15 protein-coding genes and 1 tRNA gene are annotated in these 18052 nt (G+C 49.3%); 7 read left to right on the forward strand and 9 right to left on the reverse strand.

What is annotated here, in order from left to right; genetic code table 11:
• Positions 1-243: 243 nt before the first annotated feature.
• From dbpB to EDF78_RS13165, 6 genes are all read right to left on the reverse strand, one after another.
• Positions 244-1362, reverse strand: a complete 1119-nt coding sequence (gene dbpB, locus EDF78_RS13140; protein WP_133823254.1) for a DGQHR domain-containing protein DpdB — start codon at positions 1360-1362, stop codon at positions 244-246.
• Positions 1362-2609, reverse strand: coding sequence for a tRNA-guanine transglycosylase DpdA (dpdA, locus tag EDF78_RS13145; protein WP_133823255.1), 1248 nt, complete (start codon positions 2607-2609; stop codon positions 1362-1364). Before dpdA ends, dbpB begins: the two co-directional genes overlap by 1 nt.
• 73 nt (positions 2610-2682) lie before the next feature.
• Complete coding sequence (locus tag EDF78_RS13150) at positions 2683-3639, reverse strand: hypothetical protein (protein ID WP_133823256.1); 957 nt, start codon at positions 3637-3639, stop codon at positions 2683-2685.
• Between the two features lie 102 nt (positions 3640-3741).
• The gene (locus tag EDF78_RS13155) at positions 3742-3975 is read right to left on the reverse strand and encodes a hypothetical protein (protein WP_133823257.1); all 234 of its coding nucleotides are present in this window, start codon (positions 3973-3975) and stop codon (positions 3742-3744) included.
• A gap of 213 nt (positions 3976-4188) precedes the next feature.
• Complete coding sequence (locus tag EDF78_RS13160; RefSeq protein ID WP_133823258.1) at positions 4189-5436, reverse strand: integrase arm-type DNA-binding domain-containing protein; 1248 nt, start codon at positions 5434-5436, stop codon at positions 4189-4191.
• 198 nt (positions 5437-5634) lie between these two features.
• A tRNA-Leu gene (locus EDF78_RS13165) sits at positions 5635-5719 on the reverse strand.
• 219 nt (positions 5720-5938) lie between these two features.
• On the opposite strand from EDF78_RS13165, the gene ampH reads away from it, so the two are divergent.
• The gene (ampH, locus tag EDF78_RS13170; RefSeq protein WP_119822453.1) at positions 5939-7078 is read left to right on the forward strand and encodes a D-alanyl-D-alanine-carboxypeptidase/endopeptidase AmpH; all 1140 of its coding nucleotides are present in this window, start codon (positions 5939-5941) and stop codon (positions 7076-7078) included.
• Between the two features lie 82 nt (positions 7079-7160).
• Here the strand turns inward: ampH and lptG are convergent, their stop codons facing one another.
• Together lptG and lptF are read right to left on the reverse strand one after the other, a co-directional pair.
• Complete coding sequence (gene lptG, locus EDF78_RS13175; protein ID WP_095924503.1) at positions 7161-8231, reverse strand: LPS export ABC transporter permease LptG; 1071 nt, start codon at positions 8229-8231, stop codon at positions 7161-7163.
• Positions 8231-9325: an LPS export ABC transporter permease LptF gene (gene lptF, locus EDF78_RS13180; protein WP_133823259.1), complete on the reverse strand. Its 1095-nt coding sequence runs from the start codon at positions 9323-9325 to the stop codon at positions 8231-8233. The genes lptG and lptF overlap by 1 nt, the downstream gene beginning before the upstream one ends.
• Before the next feature lie 278 nt (positions 9326-9603).
• Between lptF and pepA the strand changes: the two genes are divergently transcribed.
• From pepA to EDF78_RS13200, 3 genes are all read left to right on the forward strand, one after another.
• Positions 9604-11115 (forward strand): leucyl aminopeptidase, encoded by a 1512-nt coding sequence (pepA, locus tag EDF78_RS13190; protein WP_095924501.1) that lies wholly within the window; start codon positions 9604-9606, stop codon positions 11113-11115.
• Between the two features lie 116 nt (positions 11116-11231).
• Entirely contained in the window at positions 11232-11717 is a 486-nt protein-coding gene (locus tag EDF78_RS13195) for a DNA polymerase III subunit chi (protein ID WP_095924500.1), read from the forward strand.
• On the forward strand, positions 11710-14565 hold the full coding sequence (locus EDF78_RS13200; protein WP_133823261.1) for a valine--tRNA ligase: 2856 nt from the start codon (positions 11710-11712) through the stop codon (positions 14563-14565). Before EDF78_RS13195 ends, EDF78_RS13200 begins: the two co-directional genes overlap by 8 nt.
• Positions 14566-14653: 88 nt before the next feature.
• On the opposite strand, the gene EDF78_RS13205 is transcribed toward EDF78_RS13200, so the two are convergent.
• On the reverse strand, positions 14654-15610 hold the full coding sequence (locus EDF78_RS13205; RefSeq protein WP_205948383.1) for a LysR family transcriptional regulator: 957 nt from the start codon (positions 15608-15610) through the stop codon (positions 14654-14656).
• A gap of 480 nt (positions 15611-16090) precedes the next feature.
• Here EDF78_RS13205 and EDF78_RS13210 point away from each other — a divergent pair, with 480 nt between their 5' ends.
• The 3 genes from EDF78_RS13210 to EDF78_RS13220 all read left to right on the forward strand — a co-directional run bounded on the left by EDF78_RS13210 (position 16091) and on the right by EDF78_RS13220 (position 18024).
• A complete protein-coding gene (locus EDF78_RS13210; RefSeq protein ID WP_133823262.1) occupies positions 16091-16618 on the forward strand; it encodes a fimbrial protein in 528 nt (175 codons plus the stop codon).
• A 76-nt stretch (positions 16619-16694) separates the two neighbouring features.
• The gene (locus EDF78_RS13215; RefSeq protein ID WP_133823263.1) at positions 16695-17228 is read left to right on the forward strand and encodes a fimbrial protein; all 534 of its coding nucleotides are present in this window, start codon (positions 16695-16697) and stop codon (positions 17226-17228) included.
• A 121-nt stretch (positions 17229-17349) separates the two neighbouring features.
• Positions 17350-18024: a molecular chaperone gene (locus EDF78_RS13220; protein WP_133823264.1), complete on the forward strand. Its 675-nt coding sequence runs from the start codon at positions 17350-17352 to the stop codon at positions 18022-18024.
• Positions 18025-18052 lie beyond the last annotated feature (28 nt).

Consider the following 18052-nt stretch of genomic DNA (forward strand, 5'->3'; position numbering starts at 1 on the left):
AAAAGACGGCATAACACTATTAACCATAAGGATAATGTCATACATTGCTGCCCTTCCTGACAACTGTCAAGAAAGTTAATCATTTGTTGTAAATTTTTAGATAGAACAAATTGCTATAAGGTTTTTCGTTTTATTAAAAACTTACAACAAAAGAACTTATGGTTTTGAACCATTTTCGGGACAAAAAAAACCCTGCATTTTCCAACGCAGGGTGTATTTTTTCAGGAAATTTTAATATCGGCGCTAGCTAACTTGCTTGATGTAGTTAGTTACAAGGTAGTTGGTGATCAACGTAATATCCTTAGAGAGATTCTGCAATTCGTTCCATTTGCGGATAATAGGCTGGCCATCGATATCCGTTCCAAAATTCCACGAACCACTGCTCCAAGCGCACAGATCTTTAATTTTATTCAATTCTTGTACAAAGCGAGTAATAGGAGGAATTTCTGTCCATCCTTGCTCACCATGATATTCCTGATGTACCTGGTCGATTTCGTCCATCAGGCTACCTAAGGCAAGAATTCCCACGCCATGAAGTAAGCGCGAGTAACGCGGTTTTTTATCCCAGTCAGACGTAAAGACAATCTCCACAGCAGACCAAAAGTTGTTTAACAACCGCACCATCTTCGTGTCGTCGCCCAGACCTGTTGCAGGATCCCTGAAACGATAAAGCGCACCTTCACGCAAGCTGGCGTCTATCATTTTGATCATAGAGTTATCTGCAATCACACCATCAGGGTTAGTCGCCGTTTTAATACGTCCAGCCAGCGGACCATCACTGAAATTCAACCGCTGAGTCAGTAAAGAAGGAAACTTACGCAACTGTAAATCGGATGGCAGACGTCCGTGAGTATGCGGAGCCAGTTCATATAGCAACGTTTTAGGTAATGGCTTGGTCGAATTCACCAGCATGAACTGTTCGCGTTGTTCTTCATCATCGTTAGCGATAAACGCTGAGACCGGCATCATGAAAGAATCGATTTTGGCTTCACGTAGGGCAGCGGTGCGCTGTTGGCCATCAACGATGAACCCAGGTTTAATAAAATCTGCCTCATCAGACTGAGGGATAACCAAATACCCCATATTGCCTTCAGCATCCAACGCTTCAAAACGAACACGTTTATCAAAAGCAATGATGACTGGATTAGGGATCATTGCATTTGAACTTTCAATATAGCGTTGAATTTCACGGATATGATTGCGAACTTCGGGACGTTGATAACCTATCAGGCTATCTTCACCGCGACGAATACGTGATATTGCCGCAATTTTATTAATGTCCTTACCTTCAATGGCGAGGCTGTAAAGTTGTCTTGCCTCACCCTGGCGAATGCGAAGAGCCGGTACACGGTACTCACTCATTACAGTTCCTCTGAGCGTTGTAACAATGTGCGCTGTAAACGATTGTACAGCACCTGAATATTGTGGAATCCACGACGCCGGTTACGTTCGGCACCGCGGAAGATAATGACATTAATGCCAATAGCCTTACAGATATTACACGGACACTGCTTCCAGGGGCGATCACCCAATGTACGCGCATAATCAGCACGCATTTTTTCAGCATCTTTCTCGCCCGCATGCAATCGCTCATAAGCCATTACTGTTTCCAGGACTTGTGAAAGCGGCAGGTTTCCCTTGTCGTATTCAAACAAAGCATGCAGCGCATCTTTTTCCAGATGTCGTGCAACATCCTGATCTACAGCGCCTGATTTTATTTTACGGCTCAGGCTCGGATTCGCATCAAACTGTGGCACACGAACAGCCGTGTAGGCTGACCCTTCAGGTGTATGATAGTTATTCTTACGATCTTTGAAGGCCTGCTGAAGCGGTGTAGTTGAGTCAATGCTAGTAACGCCAAAGCGCATAAAGTCTAGAAAGCTTTCTGGACGGGCGATACCAAGAAGATGAACACGAGTATCACTTTTCAGCAGCGGTTTTATCTCTTCCAGCGTTTCCAGAATTTGAGGCGTTTTCAGGGGAACCATACCCCCCATGGTGATGTTCTTATATCCCATCGCCAGGAGTGCTTGCGCAGACTGTCGATAAGAGTCTTTACTCCAGCCATGGGCCACACCAAACGGAGTGAAACAACTCTGCTGAGACTTTGTCAGAAATTCTTGCGCTAGCGTAAGCGTGATATCCTGGCGACGACGGCACTCAGCAAGGACTTCTCCTGTAAACGACTCTCCCGGCTTTTCGTAACCAAACACAATATGGTCGAGGGAAACACCGTAATTAAAACGAGATGTCTCGTAAAACTCGATAACCTCCTCAACACGATAAGGTGGAACATATTGATTTACATAGGTAAAAGCACCACAGTCCCCCATCGTCTCCATGTTATCTGGCAAACGAAAGAAATGCTTCATTCCATTGCGGAAATAGCGTAACCGCTGAGCACGTGTATATTTGCTTTCACCACCACCCAGTCCATCAACGACCGCTTTTGAAACGAGCATGCCATCGTAGGGATGAGGGAAAACCTCGTGCGGATAATGGTCATCACGCTGGCGCACACGATGTTCGTTACGCGTTTCCCGTACGAAGTCAAAACTCGGATCAATAAAATCCTGACTATCCGGAAAAAAGTATTTTAGCTTCGACAACCTGCTCTCCTGTAACGCCTTTGCCCTGACTTCAAAAAACGCGGGATTCTATCACAAAACCACCATCCGGGCATTACACATTGCGGGCAGAGACAGACTGAAACAAAACACGAAATCGTTTCTCTTCAAAACTGTTACCTGAATCACGAAAAGTCCGCAGAGCTTTTGAGGCACTCATCTCAGGCTGTTGCTGTAAAAGTGTCAAAATATACTTTTCCACTTCCTCAGGATTACGCTTTATACCCTTAATGACAGTACGCTCTGGCAGAGTAGAGAATTGCTTTGACATCTCATGAGCAAGGATACTCAAATCTTCATTTCTATTATCGTTAAAATGGCTTATAACATATTTCGCAAGGCTAATATTTAGCATGAGCATATTACATTTTAAAAATTCAGCTATTCGCGCATCGCTCTTTAATAAATAATCGTCCAATCTATTATTTATTTTTTTCGAAGTGATAATTAAAAATTGTTTATTTGGCACATATAAATATTCCAGGCCATTAATGATATCAAGTTCAATGGCATTGATATAATCAGGAGAGCCACAAATGATAAAATACTCCTTTGGTCTCTCTTTCATCAACATCGTTATTGAAGTTGCATGTTCTGATTTTAAAGGAGATCTTTCTGTAATCTCTTTCCACCAAGTTCGATGGAAAGACTTAGCAGGATAATCGTTTGAATACAATGGGATGGACTCCGCATAACCAGTGGAGAAGGTTGCTCGATATGGAATAACCTTGTCCTTGTTATGTAGCAGTCCAAACCCAGCAGAAAGAACCCATAAATCAATTGAATAGTCTTTATTGATAGTTTGCGCAGTAGACCAATGCCCACCTTTGTAAAGGTCTTCAACAGAAATGAAGGCTGAATTTGCAAGCGCTTCTTTTGAGGCATTACACCAAGAATCAATAAGAACATTCGCTGACGTTTTTCCAGCCGAATAATCACTTAAATTCAGAGAATTGCAACTATGTCCATGCTTACCATTCGTGCATGTCGTTATCAAATTGATATGGCTCACAACCTACCCTCAAAAATTTTTCCGTAGCAAAGCTATCGCAGAAAAGAGGTGGTTGCAAGAAACACATAACTCATCCCTGAAAAAATGTCAGGGATGAGTTAGTTAATGATGAATGTATTCGAAATACTCATCCTGCCCATTTAACAAGTGTGGGCATTTTTTCAAAAAACCCCTTGTTTCAAGATGATCGCAAAATTTTTTACACTCAATGAGAAGAAATTGCGGATTAGTCACATTCCCCTTTGAAATCAATGCTCTAGCGAGAGTGTCGTAACTAAACCCTCCATTAGAATGAGAGATAATATCCATAGCAGACTGCGTATCGAAAATTTGCATAATACTCCTCCACAAGTTGGAACTACATACTTTATAAAAAACTCTTCAAAATAATGCAAGTTCAATTGAAAATTTTAGTTCACATTATAGTTTTAACTCTATTTATAAGAAATGTAGGATAATAAATTATAATTAAAAAACATTGTGAGAAAACTCCTTCTAATCAAAGTTAACATCTTCTCTATTCATTATTATCAGATTAGTAAAATCCATTTAATGTCTCCCAAAATCAAACGGACTCACCCCTTTCTCCCGATTCGCATCCAGATAATCCGCCCACCACTGCAGCATTAGCCTGCGTTCATCCAAGTGCTCTGCCTTATGAATGTAAGACGCACGCACAGAGTTACGCTCCTGATGGCTCATCTGCCGCTCTACCGCATCCTTAGACCAAATCCCCGACTCAATTAACGAACTGCACGCCATGGTTCTAAAACCGTGACCGCAGACTTCCACTTTCGTGTCATAGCCCATCACCCGGAGTGCATTGTTCACCGTGTTTTCACTCATCGGTTTACGCGGGTCATGATCGCCAACGAAAATTAAATCTCGATTGCCATTTAGCCGCTTTATTTTCTCAAGGACTGCAAGTGCCTGCCGAGATAGGGGTACCAGATGCGGCGTACGCATCTTTGAACCACGGTGAGAATGTTTAACGCCTTCTAATGGTTCACGGTCTGCCGGTATCGTCCACATTGCTGTCTCAAAGTCGATCTCTGACCAGCGGGCGAAACGTAGTTCACTTGAACGGATAAAAACCAGCAACGTCATTTCTATAGCTAAACGAGTGAGCGGTCTGCCGGTGTAGGTGTCGATACGGTGAAGTAGTTCAGGGGTACGGCTAAGTTCTAAGGCGGGACGATGTTGTCGTTTTGCTGTAGCGACGGCACCAGCCATTTCCTGCGCAGGGTTGTAGTCGGTCAAACCGCTTTGTACGGCATAGCGCATGATTGCTGTTGTGCGCTGTTGCAGACGCGAAGCCACCTCAAGACGTCCAGACTTCTCCACGGCTTTGATAGGTGCCAGTAAATCTCGAGTCTTAAGCTCAGTGATATTGTATTTACCGATAGCCGGGAAAAGAAAGTATTCCAGTGTTTTCAAAACTCGAGCGCTATGATCCTTCGACCACTTCTTATTCGTAGCATGCCATTCAATCGCAACTTCTTTGAATGTTCGAGTTTCAGCCTGCTCGCTCTTATCTGTTTTCTTTTTATCACTAGGGTCAATGCCGTTCGCTAACTGCTTACGGGCTTCATCACGTCGCGCCCTGGCATCAGCAAGCGTTACTTCTGGGTATATACCCAGCGCCAGCATCTTCTCCTTACCATCAAAGCGATAACGTAAGCGCCAGTACTTTGAACCGTTAGGATGAACCAGCAACACCATGCCATCGCCATCTGTGAGCTTATACGCTTTAGCTTCAGGCTTGGCTGTACGAACCTTCACATCACTCAGAGCCATGTTGAGTATCCTTTCAAGGGTTCTGTGTGGGTACAAACATTATCGAAGCGGGATATACCCACAATTGTACCCACATCAGTAAGTTGATGTAGATTGAATCAGGTTGACTTATGTTGACTGAAAAAGCGAGAGGAGCCTTGCGGGGACTGGATTTTAGGCATAAAAAAAGACCTCAGTTGAGGTCTATTTACATACTAATGGTGCCGAAGGCCGGACTCGAACCGGCACACCTTGCGGCGGTTGATTTTGAATCAACTGCGTCTACCGATTTCGCCACTTCGGCACTGAAAGTAGTATGCGGAAAACGTGGGCATTATACCCAGCCCAGCGGGTCACGCAATAGTTATCCCGCCTTGTACGGTTTAAGTGTTGAAAAAACAGACATACTCCGCAACGCAGTGAGAATTTGCTGACAAAAATCTTCCGTTTGCCTGCGTTTTTCCGATGCCGTTTCTCAAACTTCGCATTAGTATACAAATCACGAAGAGATTTTGCCCTGTTGATGGATACCCGTTTGTTGAAAAAACTCTCACTTTCGCTCCTCGCGCTGGCCTTCGCCAGTACGCCTTTATGGAGCCACGCGCAGCAGAATGCGCGTCTGGCGTCGCAGGTCGTGGATGACCATGCAGAACACATCTTTTACGGCAGCGGTGCAATGGGAATGGCGCTGGTGGTCGTTGATAACAATCAGCAGGTATTTCGCAGTTTCGGGGAGACCCGCCCCGGTTCCGATATCCGTCCGCGTGAAGACTCCGTGGTGCGTATCGCCTCGCTGACCAAGCTGATCACCAGTGAAGTGCTGGTGAAAATGGCGCAGCAGGGCAAGGTCAGTATTAATGACCCGCTGCGGAAATATGCCCCCGCCGGCGCGCGCGTGCCGGCTTACAGCGGCACCAATCCGATTACGTTGCTGAATCTGGCGACGCACACCAGCGGTCTGCCGCGTGAGCAACCGGGCGGTGCGGCGAACCGTGCCGTCTTCACCTGGCCGACCAAAAGTGACCGCTGGAGCTGGCTGAGTGTCGCGAAAATGACCGTACCGCCGGGTGCCCGCGCCTCTTACTCCAATCTGGCGTTTGACCTGCTATCTGATGCCTTGTCGAAAGCCGCCAATCAGCCTTATACCCAATTACTGCGCGAGCAGATCACGCAACCGCTCGGCATGACCGATACCACGCTGACGCCGAATGCCAGCCAGTGTTCGCGGCTGATGGTCGGCCTGCGTCCGAGTCCGTGCATTAACACGATCGCGGCAGCAGGCAGCGGCGGGCTTTATTCCACGCCTGCGGATATGGGTCGCTGGATGCGTCAGTTCCTCGGGCAGCGCACCACCACGGCGGATATGGCGCAGAAGATGTATTACAAGCGCACAGATCTGGTCTCGCTCAAAGGGATGGATGTGCCGGGCATGGCGGACTCGCTGGGAATGGGCTGGGTGACGATGGCGCCGACGCCGTTATTGCCACGCATCATCCAGAAAACCGGCGGTGGCGGTGGCTTTATCACGTATGTCGCGATGGTGCCGCAGCGCGGTGTCGGCGTGTTCGTGGTGGTAACCCGCACCGAGCTGACCAAGTTTAAAAATATGAGTGATGGCGTGAACGATCTGGTGGCGGATCTGGTACGAAATAACGAAATCTGATCGCGGCGTTCGCCGTTCTTCAGACGTAAAAAAAGCAGACCGCTGTACGGGGTCTGCTTTTTTTGTCGCTGCACCGGCAGGTTTAACGTTTTCTCAGCAGTAAGAACATGCTGATGACGAAGAACAGTCCGCTTGGCAGCAATGCGCCCAGGATCGGCGGAATATTATAAACCAGGCTTAACGGGCCGAATATCTGGTCAAGTACGTAGAACAGGAAACCGAAGCAGATACCGGTCACTACCCGCACGCCCATCGGCACGCTGCGCAGCGGACCGAAGATGAATGACAGTGCCATCAGCATCATGACCGCGACAGACAGTGGCGAGAAGATTTTACTCCACATGTTCAGCTGGTAGCGTTTGGCTTCCTGCCCGCTCTGTTTCAGATACTTGACGTAGTTGTGCAGGCCGCTGATCGACAGCGCATCCGGGTCGAGCGCCACGACGCCCAGTTTGTCCGGCGTCAGGTTGGTTTTCCACACGCCGGTCAGGGTCTGTGAACCGGTGATTTGCAGGTTATCCGTCAGGTCAGATTCATCGACCTGAGAGAGTTTCCACACACCATCCGTAAAGGTCGCGGAAGAGGCATAGCGCACTGACTGCAGTTTGTTCTCTTCGTTGAAATGGTAGATGTTGACGCCGGTCAGCTCTTTTTCACCGGCCACGCGTTCGATGTAGATAAAGTCGTGACCGTCTTTCGCCCAGATACCGTTCTGAGTCGAAAGCAGCGAACCGCCGTACATCTGTTGTGCGCGGTAGTTACGCGCCATCTGTTCGCCCTGCGGCGCGACCCATTCACCAATCGCCATGGTCAGCAGCACCAGCGGGATCGCCGTTTTCATCACCGAAGCGGCAATCTGCATACGGGTGAAACCGGAAGCCTGCATGACCACCAGCTCACTGCGGGTCGCCAGCGTGCCCAGCCCCAGTAAGGCACCCAGCAACGCCGCCATCGGGAAGAAGATCTCGATATCCTTGGGTACGCTCAGCAAGGTGTATAACCCTGCACCGGCGGCAGAATATCCGCCCTGCCCGACTTTACGCAGCTGATCGACAAACTTGATGATGCCGGAGAGTGACACCAGCATGAACAAGGTCATCATGATGGTGTTGAAAATCGTGCGACCGATGTAACGGTCTAATACGCCAAACATCAGGCAACTCCTCTCAGACGCGCGCGGACCTTACGAACCGGCAAGGTATCCCATGCATTCAGAATCAGTGCCAGTGCGAAGTAGAGCAGGTTAGTTCCCCACATCCAGAGCATCGGATCCAGCTTACCTTTGGCACCGTTAGAGCGCAGCGAGGTTTGCAACAGGAAGAAAATCAGATACAGCAGGATCGCCGGCAGCATACTGAGCACACGTCCCTGACGCGGGTTCACCACGCTGAGCGGAACCACCAGCAAGGCCATGATAAATACGGAGACGATCAGCGTAAAACGCCAGTTCAGCTCGGCGCGGGCTTCGGGCTCGGAGGAGTTCCAGAGCTGCGTCATGGTCATCTGATCCGACTGGTTCGGGTCAAGCTGTACGGCCTGATGGCCGATCACCGCCAGATAGTCGGTGAAATCTGTCACGCGGAAGTCACGTAACAACGCGGTACCTTCATAGCGCGTCCCTTTATCGAGCACCACCTGCTGCGAGCCGTCGGCGCGCTGAAGCATGTGCCCGCGGTCGGCCACCACCACTGAAGGTCGCTGGTTGCCGTTCGGGCGCAACTGCGCAAGGAACACGTCATGGAATTCTTTGCCTTTGACGCTGCCGACAAACAGAACCGCATTGCCGTTCTGCGCCTGCTGGAACTGGCCTTCGACCATCGCCGCCATGCTCGGGTTCGCTTTGGCTTCCGCCAGCACTTCATCCTGATGTTTGGACGACCACGGGCTGAGCCAGATGGCATTCACGCCAGCGAAGATTGACGTAAATAACGCCAGAACCAGTGCCGCGATGACCAGAGAGCGTTTTCCGAGACCACAGGCATGCATGACTGTGATTTCACTGTCGGTATACAGTTTACCGAGCGTCATCAGCAGGCCAAGGAACAGGCTGAGCGGCAGAATAAGCTGCGCCATTTCCGGAACGCCAAGGCCCAGAAGAGAGAGAACTAAATTTGTTGGGATATCGCCATCGACCGCTGCTCCGAGCACTCTTACCAGCTTCTGACAGAAGAAGATAAGAAGCAAAATGAACAGAATGGCAAATTGGCTCTTGAAGGTTTCCCTAACCAGATATCTAATGATGATCACGCTTAATACGCCTGTGAAAACTTGTCTTTTTGAAGGAAAATCGCTAGTTTCATCGCTAATCCGTCATTTATTCTCATCATTTGGCAACCTTCGCAGCTAAAATAGTATTACAACACCGAGAATTGGGGTGTCCTATAGGAACTTGCTTATAGCCGCCAAAATAAAAACTAACGCCGTTTAAGGTTAACACAGGTCGTTAACACAATGACGGGAGAGTGTCTCCGGCGACTCATTCTAGCCGTACCTCCCGCCCTTGTCTTTAAGATTCAGGAGAGTGCATGGAGTTCAGCGTAAAAAGCGGTAGCCCGGAAAAACAACGCAGTGCCTGTATTGTAGTCGGCGTTTTCGAACCTCGCCGCCTGTCACCGATTGCCGAACAGCTCGATAAAATCAGTGATGGCTACATCAGCGCCCTGCTTCGCCGTGGTGAACTTGAAGGCAAAGTGGGCCAGACCCTGTTACTGCATCATGTACCGAATATTCTTTCAGAGCGCATTTTGCTGATTGGTTGCGGCAAAGAACGCGAGCTGGATGAGCGCCAGTACAAACAGGTGATCCAGAAAACCATTAACACCCTGAACGACACCGGTTCTATGGAAGCCGTTTGCTTCCTCACCGAGCTGCACGTTAAAGGGCGTAATACTTACTGGAAAGTGCGTCAGGCGGTCGAAACCTCCAAAGAATCGCTTTACACCTTCGATCAGCTGAAAAGCAATAAAACCGAACCTCGCCGTCCGCTGCGTAAAATGGTCTTCAACGTGCCCACCCGCCGTGAACTGACCAGCGGCGAACGCGCCATTGCCCACGGTCTGGCGGTCTCAGCCGGTATCAAAGCGGCGAAAGATCTCGGCAACATGCCTCCGAACATCTGTAACGCCGCGTATCTGGCGTCACAGGCGCGTCAGCTTGCCGATGCGTTCAGCACTAACATCACGACCCGCGTTATCGGCGAGCAGCAGATGAAAGAGCTGGGAATGAATGCCTATCTGGCGGTAGGTCAGGGTTCGAAAAACGAATCGCTGATGTCGGTGATGGAATATAAAGGGAATCCTAATCCGGACGCTAAGCCTATCGTGCTCGTCGGCAAAGGTCTGACCTTCGACTCCGGCGGTATTTCCATTAAACCTGCCGCTGACATGGATGAAATGAAGTACGACATGTGCGGTGCCGCGGCGGTTTACGGCGCGATGCGTGTGGTCGCTGAACTGAATCTGCCGCTGAACGTGATTGGCGTGCTGGCGGGCTGTGAAAACATGCCTGGCGGTCAGGCATTCCGTCCGGGCGACATTCTGACCACCATGTCCGGGCAAACGGTGGAAGTGCTTAATACCGATGCCGAAGGCCGTCTGGTATTGTGCGATGCGCTGACCTACGTCGAGCGTTTCGATCCTGAGCTGGTGATTGACGTCGCCACGCTGACCGGCGCGTGCGTGATTGCCCTCGGCCATCACATCACCGGTTTGCTGTCGAACCACAATCCGCTGGCCCATGAACTGATCGGCGCGTCCGAACAGGCGGGCGACCGCGCATGGCGTCTGCCGCTGGCTGATGAATATCAGGAACAGCTGGATTCTAATTTTGCGGATATGGCGAACATCGGTGGCCGTGCAGGCGGTGCGATTACCGCCGGTTGCTTCCTGTCGCGCTTCACCCGCAAATACAGCTGGGCACATCTGGATATCGCCGGTACCGCGTGGCGTTCAGGCAAGAACAAAGGCGCGACCGGTCGTCCGGTGGCGTTGCTGTCACAGTTCCTGCTCAACCGCGCCGGCCTTGATGGCGATGAGTGATTCCTGCGTTAAATAAGATATAATCTTCACTATCAGGGTCTGGTTCGCCAGACCTTTCACAGGCGGGCGCACCAGTTGCGCCCCTGTTTTTTTCTCAGCAGCACAGTGAACTCATCATGAAACAGGCTACCTTTTTTCTTCTCGACGCGCCGGATGCCAGTGGCGAGCTTAGCTCGCACGAAGCCCTGGCCTGTCAGGTCGCCGCTGAACGTTACCGGATGGGCAAACGTGTTCTGCTGGCCTGTGAAGATCAGAAACAGGCTGAACGTCTGGATGAAGCGTTATGGAAGCGCGAACCCGGCCATTTTGTGCCCCATAATCTGGCAGGCGAAGGCCCACGTTTTGGCGCGCCGGTGGAATTATGCTGGCCGGGAAAACGCGGCAATGCGCCGCGCGACTTGCTGATCAGCCTGCTGCCAGAATTTGCAGATTTTGCTACTGCTTTCCATGAAGTGGTAGACTTCGTTCCTTACGAAGATTCCCTTAAACAACTTGCGCGCGAACGCTACAAAGCCTATCGCAGCGTGGGTTTCTCTTTGACGACGGCCACGCCGCCCTCAGTCACCACATCGACCGACGAAAATACGAAGCGAAATGGATAAGACATATAACCCGCAAGACATCGAGCAGCCGCTTTACGAGCACTGGGAACAACAGGGCTATTTCAAGCCGCATGGTGATACCAGTAAAGAAAGCTTTGCCATCATGATCCCGCCGCCGAACGTGACCGGCAGCTTGCACATGGGTCATGCTTTCCAGCAAACCATCATGGACGCCATGATCCGCTATCAGCGCATGCAGGGTAAAAACACCCTGTGGCAGGCGGGGACTGACCATGCGGGTATCGCAACGCAGATGGTGGTTGAGCGTAAAATCGCGGCTGAAGAAGGCAAAACCCGTCACGACTACGGCCGTGATGCGTTTATCGATAAAATCTGGGAATGGAAAGCCGAATCCGGTGGCACCATTACCCGTCAGATGCGCCGTCTGGGCGACTCCGTGGACTGGGAACGTGAACGTTTCACCATGGATGAAGGTCTGTCCAACGCCGTGCGTGAAGTGTTCGTGCGTCTGTACAAAGAAGATCTGATTTACCGTGGCAAACGTCTGGTGAACTGGGATCCGAAACTGCGCACCGCGATCTCTGACCTCGAAGTTGAAAACCGCGAATCCAAAGGGTCCATGTGGCACCTGCGTTATCCGCTGGCTGACGGCGCGAAAACCGCTGAAGGCAAAGATTATCTGGTAGTCGCCACTACCCGTCCGGAAACTGTGCTCGGTGATACCGGCGTGGCAGTTAACCCGGAAGACCCGCGTTATAAAGATCTGATCGGCAAAGAAATCATTCTGCCGCTGGTGGGACGTCGTATTCCGATTGTTGGCGATGAACACGCCGACATGGAAAAAGGCACCGGCTGCGTGAAGATCACCCCTGCGCATGACTTTAACGACTATGAAGTCGGTAAACGTCACGGCCTGCCGATGATCAACATCCTGACTTTCGATGGCGATATCCGCCAGACCGCTGAAATCTTCGACACCAATGGCGAAGAAACTGACGCGTGCAGCAACGAAATCCCTGAGCAATTCCGTGGCCTGGAACGCTTTGCTGCGCGTAAAGCCGTGGTCGCTGCGTTTGACGAAGCCGGTCTGCTGGAAGAAATCAAACCTCACGATCTGACCGTGCCTTACGGCGACCGTGGCGGTGTGGTAATCGAGCCGATGCTGACTGACCAGTGGTACGTGCGTACTGCGCCGCTGGCGAAAGTGGCGGTCGAAGGCGTTGAGCAAGGCGAGATTCAGTTCGTACCGAAGCAATACGAGAACATGTACTTCAGCTGGATGCGTGACATTCAGGACTGGTGTATTTCCCGTCAGCTGTGGTGGGGACACCGCATTCCGGCGTGGTATGACGCCGAAGGCAACGTGTTTGTTGGCCGTGACGAAGCGGAAGTGCGCAGCGAAAATAATCTGGCCGCCGACGTTGTGCTGACGCAGGACGAAGACGTACTTGACACCTGGTTCTCTTCCGGTCTGTGGACGTTCTCCACGCTGGGCTGGCCAGAACAAACGCCTGACCTCAAAGCTTTCCACCCTTCCAGCGTCGTGGTGAGTGGCTTTGACATCATCTTCTTCTGGATCGCGCGCATGATCATGATGACCATGCACTTCGTGAAAGACGAAAACGGCAAGCCGCAGGTTCCGTTCAACACCGTTTACATGACCGGTCTTATCCGCGACGACGAAGGACAAAAAATGTCCAAGTCCAAAGGTAACGTTATCGATCCGCTGGATATGATCGACGGTATCTCGCTGGAAGACCTGCTGGAAAAACGTACCGGCAATATGATGCAGCCACAGCTGGCAGAGAAAATCCGCAAGCGCACCGAGAAGCAATTCCCGAACGGCATCGAACCGCACGGTACTGATGCCCTGCGCTTCACGCTGGCGGCACTGGCGTCTACCGGCCGTGACATCAACTGGGATATGAAGCGTCTTGAAGGCTACCGCAACTTCTGTAACAAGCTGTGGAACGCCAGCCGCTTCGTGCTGATGAATACCGAAGATCAGGATTGTGGCCTGAACGGTGGCGAACTTGAGCTGTCACTGGCTGACCGCTGGATCCTGGCGGAATATAACCGCACAGTGAAATCTTACCGTGAAGCGATGGACAACTACCGCTTCGATCTGGCTGCCAGCATTCTGTATGAATTTACCTGGAACCAGTTCTGCGACTGGTATCTGGAGCTGACCAAGCCGGTCATGAACGGGGGCAGCGAAGCACAACTGCGCGGCACCCGTCATACGCTGGTGGAAGTGCTGGAAGGTCTGCTGCGTCTTGCGCATCCGATCATTCCGTTCATCACCGAAACCATCTGGCAGCGAGTGAAATCCCTGAAAGGCATTACTGCGGAAACCATCATGCTGCAGCCTTTCCCGGAATTTGACGCAGCGAAAGCGGACGAACTGGCGCTGGCCGATCTCGAGTGGATCAAACAGGCGATCATCGCTATCCGTAACGTGCGTGCCGAGATGAACTTGTCTCCGGCCAGGCCACTGGAACTGCTGCTGCGCGGCGCGAGTGCCGATGCACAGCGTCGTGTGGAACAGAACCTGAGCTTCATTAAGTCTCTGGCGCGTTTGGAATCCATCACCATTCTGCCGGCTGGCGACAAAGGCCCGGTGTCTGTCACCAAACTGGTGGAAGGCGCTGAGTTGCTGATCCCAATGGCAGGTCTGATTGATAAAGAAGCCGAGCTGGCGCGTCTGGATAAAGAGATGGCGAAACTGGATGGTGAGATTGCGTCCATCGAAGGCAAGCTGTCTAACGAAGGTTTTGTGGCGCGTGCGCCTGAAGCCGTTGTCGCTAAAGAACGCGAACGTCTGGCCGCTTGCGGTGATGCAAAAGTGAAACTGGCAGAACAGAAAGCTACGATCGCTGCGCTGTAATCACCACCGCACCTGTTCACTCAGGTGCGGTAAATAAAAAAGCCAGTCGGGGAAACCTGACTGGCTTTTTTTATTCTCTCCGCGCGGCTCAGCGTTTGGCGTTTCTCTGCAATTCCAGCTGAAAGATGTCATGCATCTTTTTCACCAGGGTGGCAAAAAATTGGTTATTCAGAGCGGCCTTGTTGTACACCATATAAACCGGCTGAGTCGGCATCGTGAAATCGACATCCAGTTTCTGCACATTGAACGCATTTTTCATTTTTTCATAAAAACGTTCCGGCACGAAAGCCAGCATATCGGACGCTTCCACCATCGACATAATCGTCAGTAAGGACGGGCTGATAAACCGGCATACCCGCTCCTGTCTCATCATAGAATGCACATCAAGACGGTTAGACAACAGGCTTGCGCTCTCGGAATCCAGAAACGTATACGTTTCATTCTGCGCCAGCTCAATACTCAATGTTCCGTCGAGACGCGGATGTGGCTGACGGCAAATGACCACCGGCACCTCACTGGATATTTGCTGACTGACGCGCGAATGTCCGATATGCGGATGAACGTCAAAAATAATATCGGCTTTACGGAAAATCAGCGCGTCTTCAATTTCAGTAATCGAGTTATTACTGATGCTGTGAACAATCTCACAATCGGGCGCAATCTCATCCAGCACGCTGCGCATGACATTCAGCGTAAAAGTGGAAAGATATGCTGAACAATGGGCAACAAGACGGGTTGGCACGGAATCAAACGAGATATTCTGCAGTTTAGCGACTAAGTTATCGTACGCATCCGCCAGACCTTCGTGTATTCCAATGGCGACAGTGGTCGGTGCCAGTGCCTTTCCGTCCCGGATAAACAACGCGTCATTATAATGAACACGCAAACGCCCGAGCGCCTGGCTGACAGCTGAAGGGGTGATACCCAGTGCATCTGCAGCTTTGGTTCCGCTGCGATGAATGAAAACAGCCTCAAAAGTGGTTAAAAGATTGAGGTCAAAGTTCTTCACCATCTTAAAGCGATCGGTGAGTGTGTTTTCTTTCATCCTGTCCAGTCCCCTGATCTCTGGTGAAATACGGGAATTCGTATTATCAACATCAATCATAGTCAAGATTTTCAATTTTTGGTCTCCAAACCGGATTTTGTTTTAATATATTAATCAGAATATCTAATGTTTTAATTTAATCATGCAAATAAAATCAACAGATAATGACACTCAAAACAGATACATTAGACATAATAAAATACAGAATAAACTTTACTGAATCATACCTTTAAAGAACTTAAATTAAAATCCATCATATTCCATCAAAAATAAAAATATCGTATAAATACGCCATGATTCATACGGATATATCTGTTCTTAAGTTTACTGAATAGTACATTCAGCGTATGCCATGGCGATTACGACGACAACTAGGAATAATGCGCTCCAACGATAAAGGGTGCCGGCTTATTTACTTCTTTATCTTCCCCCACTAACTCTTATATCAAGAGTGTGTTTTTGTTAAATAAAGGAATAGTAATGAAAATGACTTCGTTTTTTAAAATGAGTGTACTGGCTGCCGGTATGGTTGCAGCAATGGGTGCAAATGCTGGCGATACCGGCGTCCTGAATGTAACAGGTACTGTTATTGCAAGTTCTTGTGTTGTTGACCCAAGCAGCACAACAGACGTGCCAATGGGTACTCTGTCAGCAGCAGATTTTACTGCAGTTGGTAGCATTTCCCCTAAGCAAGATATCACGCTTAACCTGACCGGCTGCCCGCTGTCTCAGACTGGCGTAATGTTTGCTGCAAACGGCGCTGCTGATGCAACCAATAACCAGTTGCTGGCACTGTCTGCTGATTCTATCGCATCAGGCCTGGGTATCGCTCTTTATAACAAAGGCGGCGACCTGATCCCAATGCATTCTGCTTCCGCTGCTGCACCAATTGATGCTGAAGCTGGCACTGCAACTATAAATCTGGAAGCGGCCGCAATGTCTACAGCGGATGCTGTAACCGGTGGTGCTTTCAACGCAACAACTACCTTCACTCTGTCTTACAACTAATATTTCCCGATTTATTAACTTGCTGACAAATAAAACCTCAAGTTAATAGAATTTGGTTAAAAGGATTAAACCGACCATGAATATGAAAAAATTAAGTGCTGCTGTAGTTGTTATGTTGGGCCTGGGTGTTTCTGCTGCTCAGGCAGATGATGGTTCCCTGAACTTCTCTGGTGTAGTGACTTCCAGCTCTTGTTCTGTTGCTGCAAACAGCACAGTCATTCCTGTGACCTTTGATAGTTTCGCAGCTGCATCTATAGATTCAGTCGCTGTGGGTTCCACCAACGCATCACTGCAAAAACCTTTCAGCATCACCCTCGCTGGCTGCCCTGAAGGCGTTTCTGTTGCTAAAATTAAACTGGATGGTACAACTTCCGGTCTCGTCCCAAATGCATTTGTAGGTAACTCAACTGCACGTTACGTGGGTATTATGATTTCTGATGCTGATACTGGTGCTGTTATTAGACCAAAAGCATTCGGCAATGATAAAGCCATTGTTGCTGGTGAGAATACGTTGAACTACCTCGTTGGTTTAACTAAAACTTCAGCAGAAAGCGCTGCTGTTGAAGGTACTATTGATGTGCCAGTAACCTTTACCATGTCTTACGAGTAATATTTCTGTAATCAGTGTGTTTTTTAATAAAATGGCTGAGGTAACACTCAGCCATTTCATCTAATGCCAGCCCAATTACAGTGAGATTATTAATTCTAACTTTTAACTCCCAAGGTTAATGATGACTATTTTAAAAAAATCCGTACTTTCATTATTACTCATCGCATTATCTTCTCCTTCATTCGCCGGTTTTTCTGTAGGTGCCACGCGCGTTATTTATAACGGTAATGCAAAAGAAGCCTCACTCTCTGTTAAAAACACCGAAGACTCGAATATATACCTTATTCACTCCTGGGTGAGTGCTGATAAAGAAGGTGAAAAAGTTCCGTTTATTACCACCCCTCCGTTGTTCCGCATCGAACCAGGTCAGGATAACTCCATCCGTATCACACAGACCTCATCGTCCTTACCGCAGGACAAAGAGTCCGTTTACTGGCTGAATACGCTGGCAATCCCTCCTGCTGCGAAAGAAAAGAACTCTCTGCAGTTCTCTATTAATACCCGTATCAAACTGATCTATCGCCCGACAGCATTAAATAATAAAGAAGCGATCGCAAAAGCCTGGCAGCAAATTACTTTCTCCCGCTCAGGCAATGGCTTAACCGCCAACAATCCGACGCCTTATTATGTCAATCTGACCAAAGTCAGCATTAACGGTAAAGACTTAAAAGAAGGCTTTATGGTTCCACCAAAGTCTTCCACAAAAATTGACAATGCACCGATGGGCAACAGTATCAGCTGGCAGGCTATTAATGATTTTGGCGGACTGACAGAAAAAGCCAAAGCATCAATTTAATAAAGTCGAAAGATTAGAATCGGGAATG

The sequence above is a fragment of the Rahnella sp. BIGb0236 genome (assembly GCF_004364755.1).
In the GTDB taxonomy this organism is placed as follows: Bacteria; Pseudomonadota; Gammaproteobacteria; order Enterobacterales; family Enterobacteriaceae; genus Rahnella; species Rahnella victoriana.

Coding starts and splice junctions, on each gene's coding strand:
- pepA (WP_095924501.1), top strand. CDS start 9,604: ATGGAGTTCAGCGTAAAAAGCGGTAGCCCGGAAAAACAACGCAGTGCC.
- EDF78_RS13195 (WP_095924500.1), top strand. CDS start 11,232: ATGAAACAGGCTACCTTTTTTCTTCTCGACGCGCCGGATGCCAGTGGC.
- EDF78_RS13210 (WP_133823262.1), top strand. CDS start 16,091: ATGAAAATGACTTCGTTTTTTAAAATGAGTGTACTGGCTGCCGGTATG.
- EDF78_RS13220 (WP_133823264.1), top strand. CDS start 17,350: ATGACTATTTTAAAAAAATCCGTACTTTCATTATTACTCATCGCATTA.
- ampH (WP_119822453.1), top strand. CDS start 5,939: ATGGATACCCGTTTGTTGAAAAAACTCTCACTTTCGCTCCTCGCGCTG.
- lptG (WP_095924503.1), bottom strand. CDS start 8,231: ATGTTTGGCGTATTAGACCGTTACATCGGTCGCACGATTTTCAACACC.
- EDF78_RS13215 (WP_133823263.1), top strand. CDS start 16,695: ATGAATATGAAAAAATTAAGTGCTGCTGTAGTTGTTATGTTGGGCCTG.
- EDF78_RS13155 (WP_133823257.1), bottom strand. CDS start 3,975: ATGCAAATTTTCGATACGCAGTCTGCTATGGATATTATCTCTCATTCT.
- dbpB (WP_133823254.1), bottom strand. CDS start 1,362: ATGAGTGAGTACCGTGTACCGGCTCTTCGCATTCGCCAGGGTGAGGCA.
- EDF78_RS13160 (WP_133823258.1), bottom strand. CDS start 5,436: ATGGCTCTGAGTGATGTGAAGGTTCGTACAGCCAAGCCTGAAGCTAAA.
- EDF78_RS13205 (WP_205948383.1), bottom strand. CDS start 15,610: ATGAAAGAAAACACACTCACCGATCGCTTTAAGATGGTGAAGAACTTT.
- EDF78_RS13200 (WP_133823261.1), top strand. CDS start 11,710: ATGGATAAGACATATAACCCGCAAGACATCGAGCAGCCGCTTTACGAG.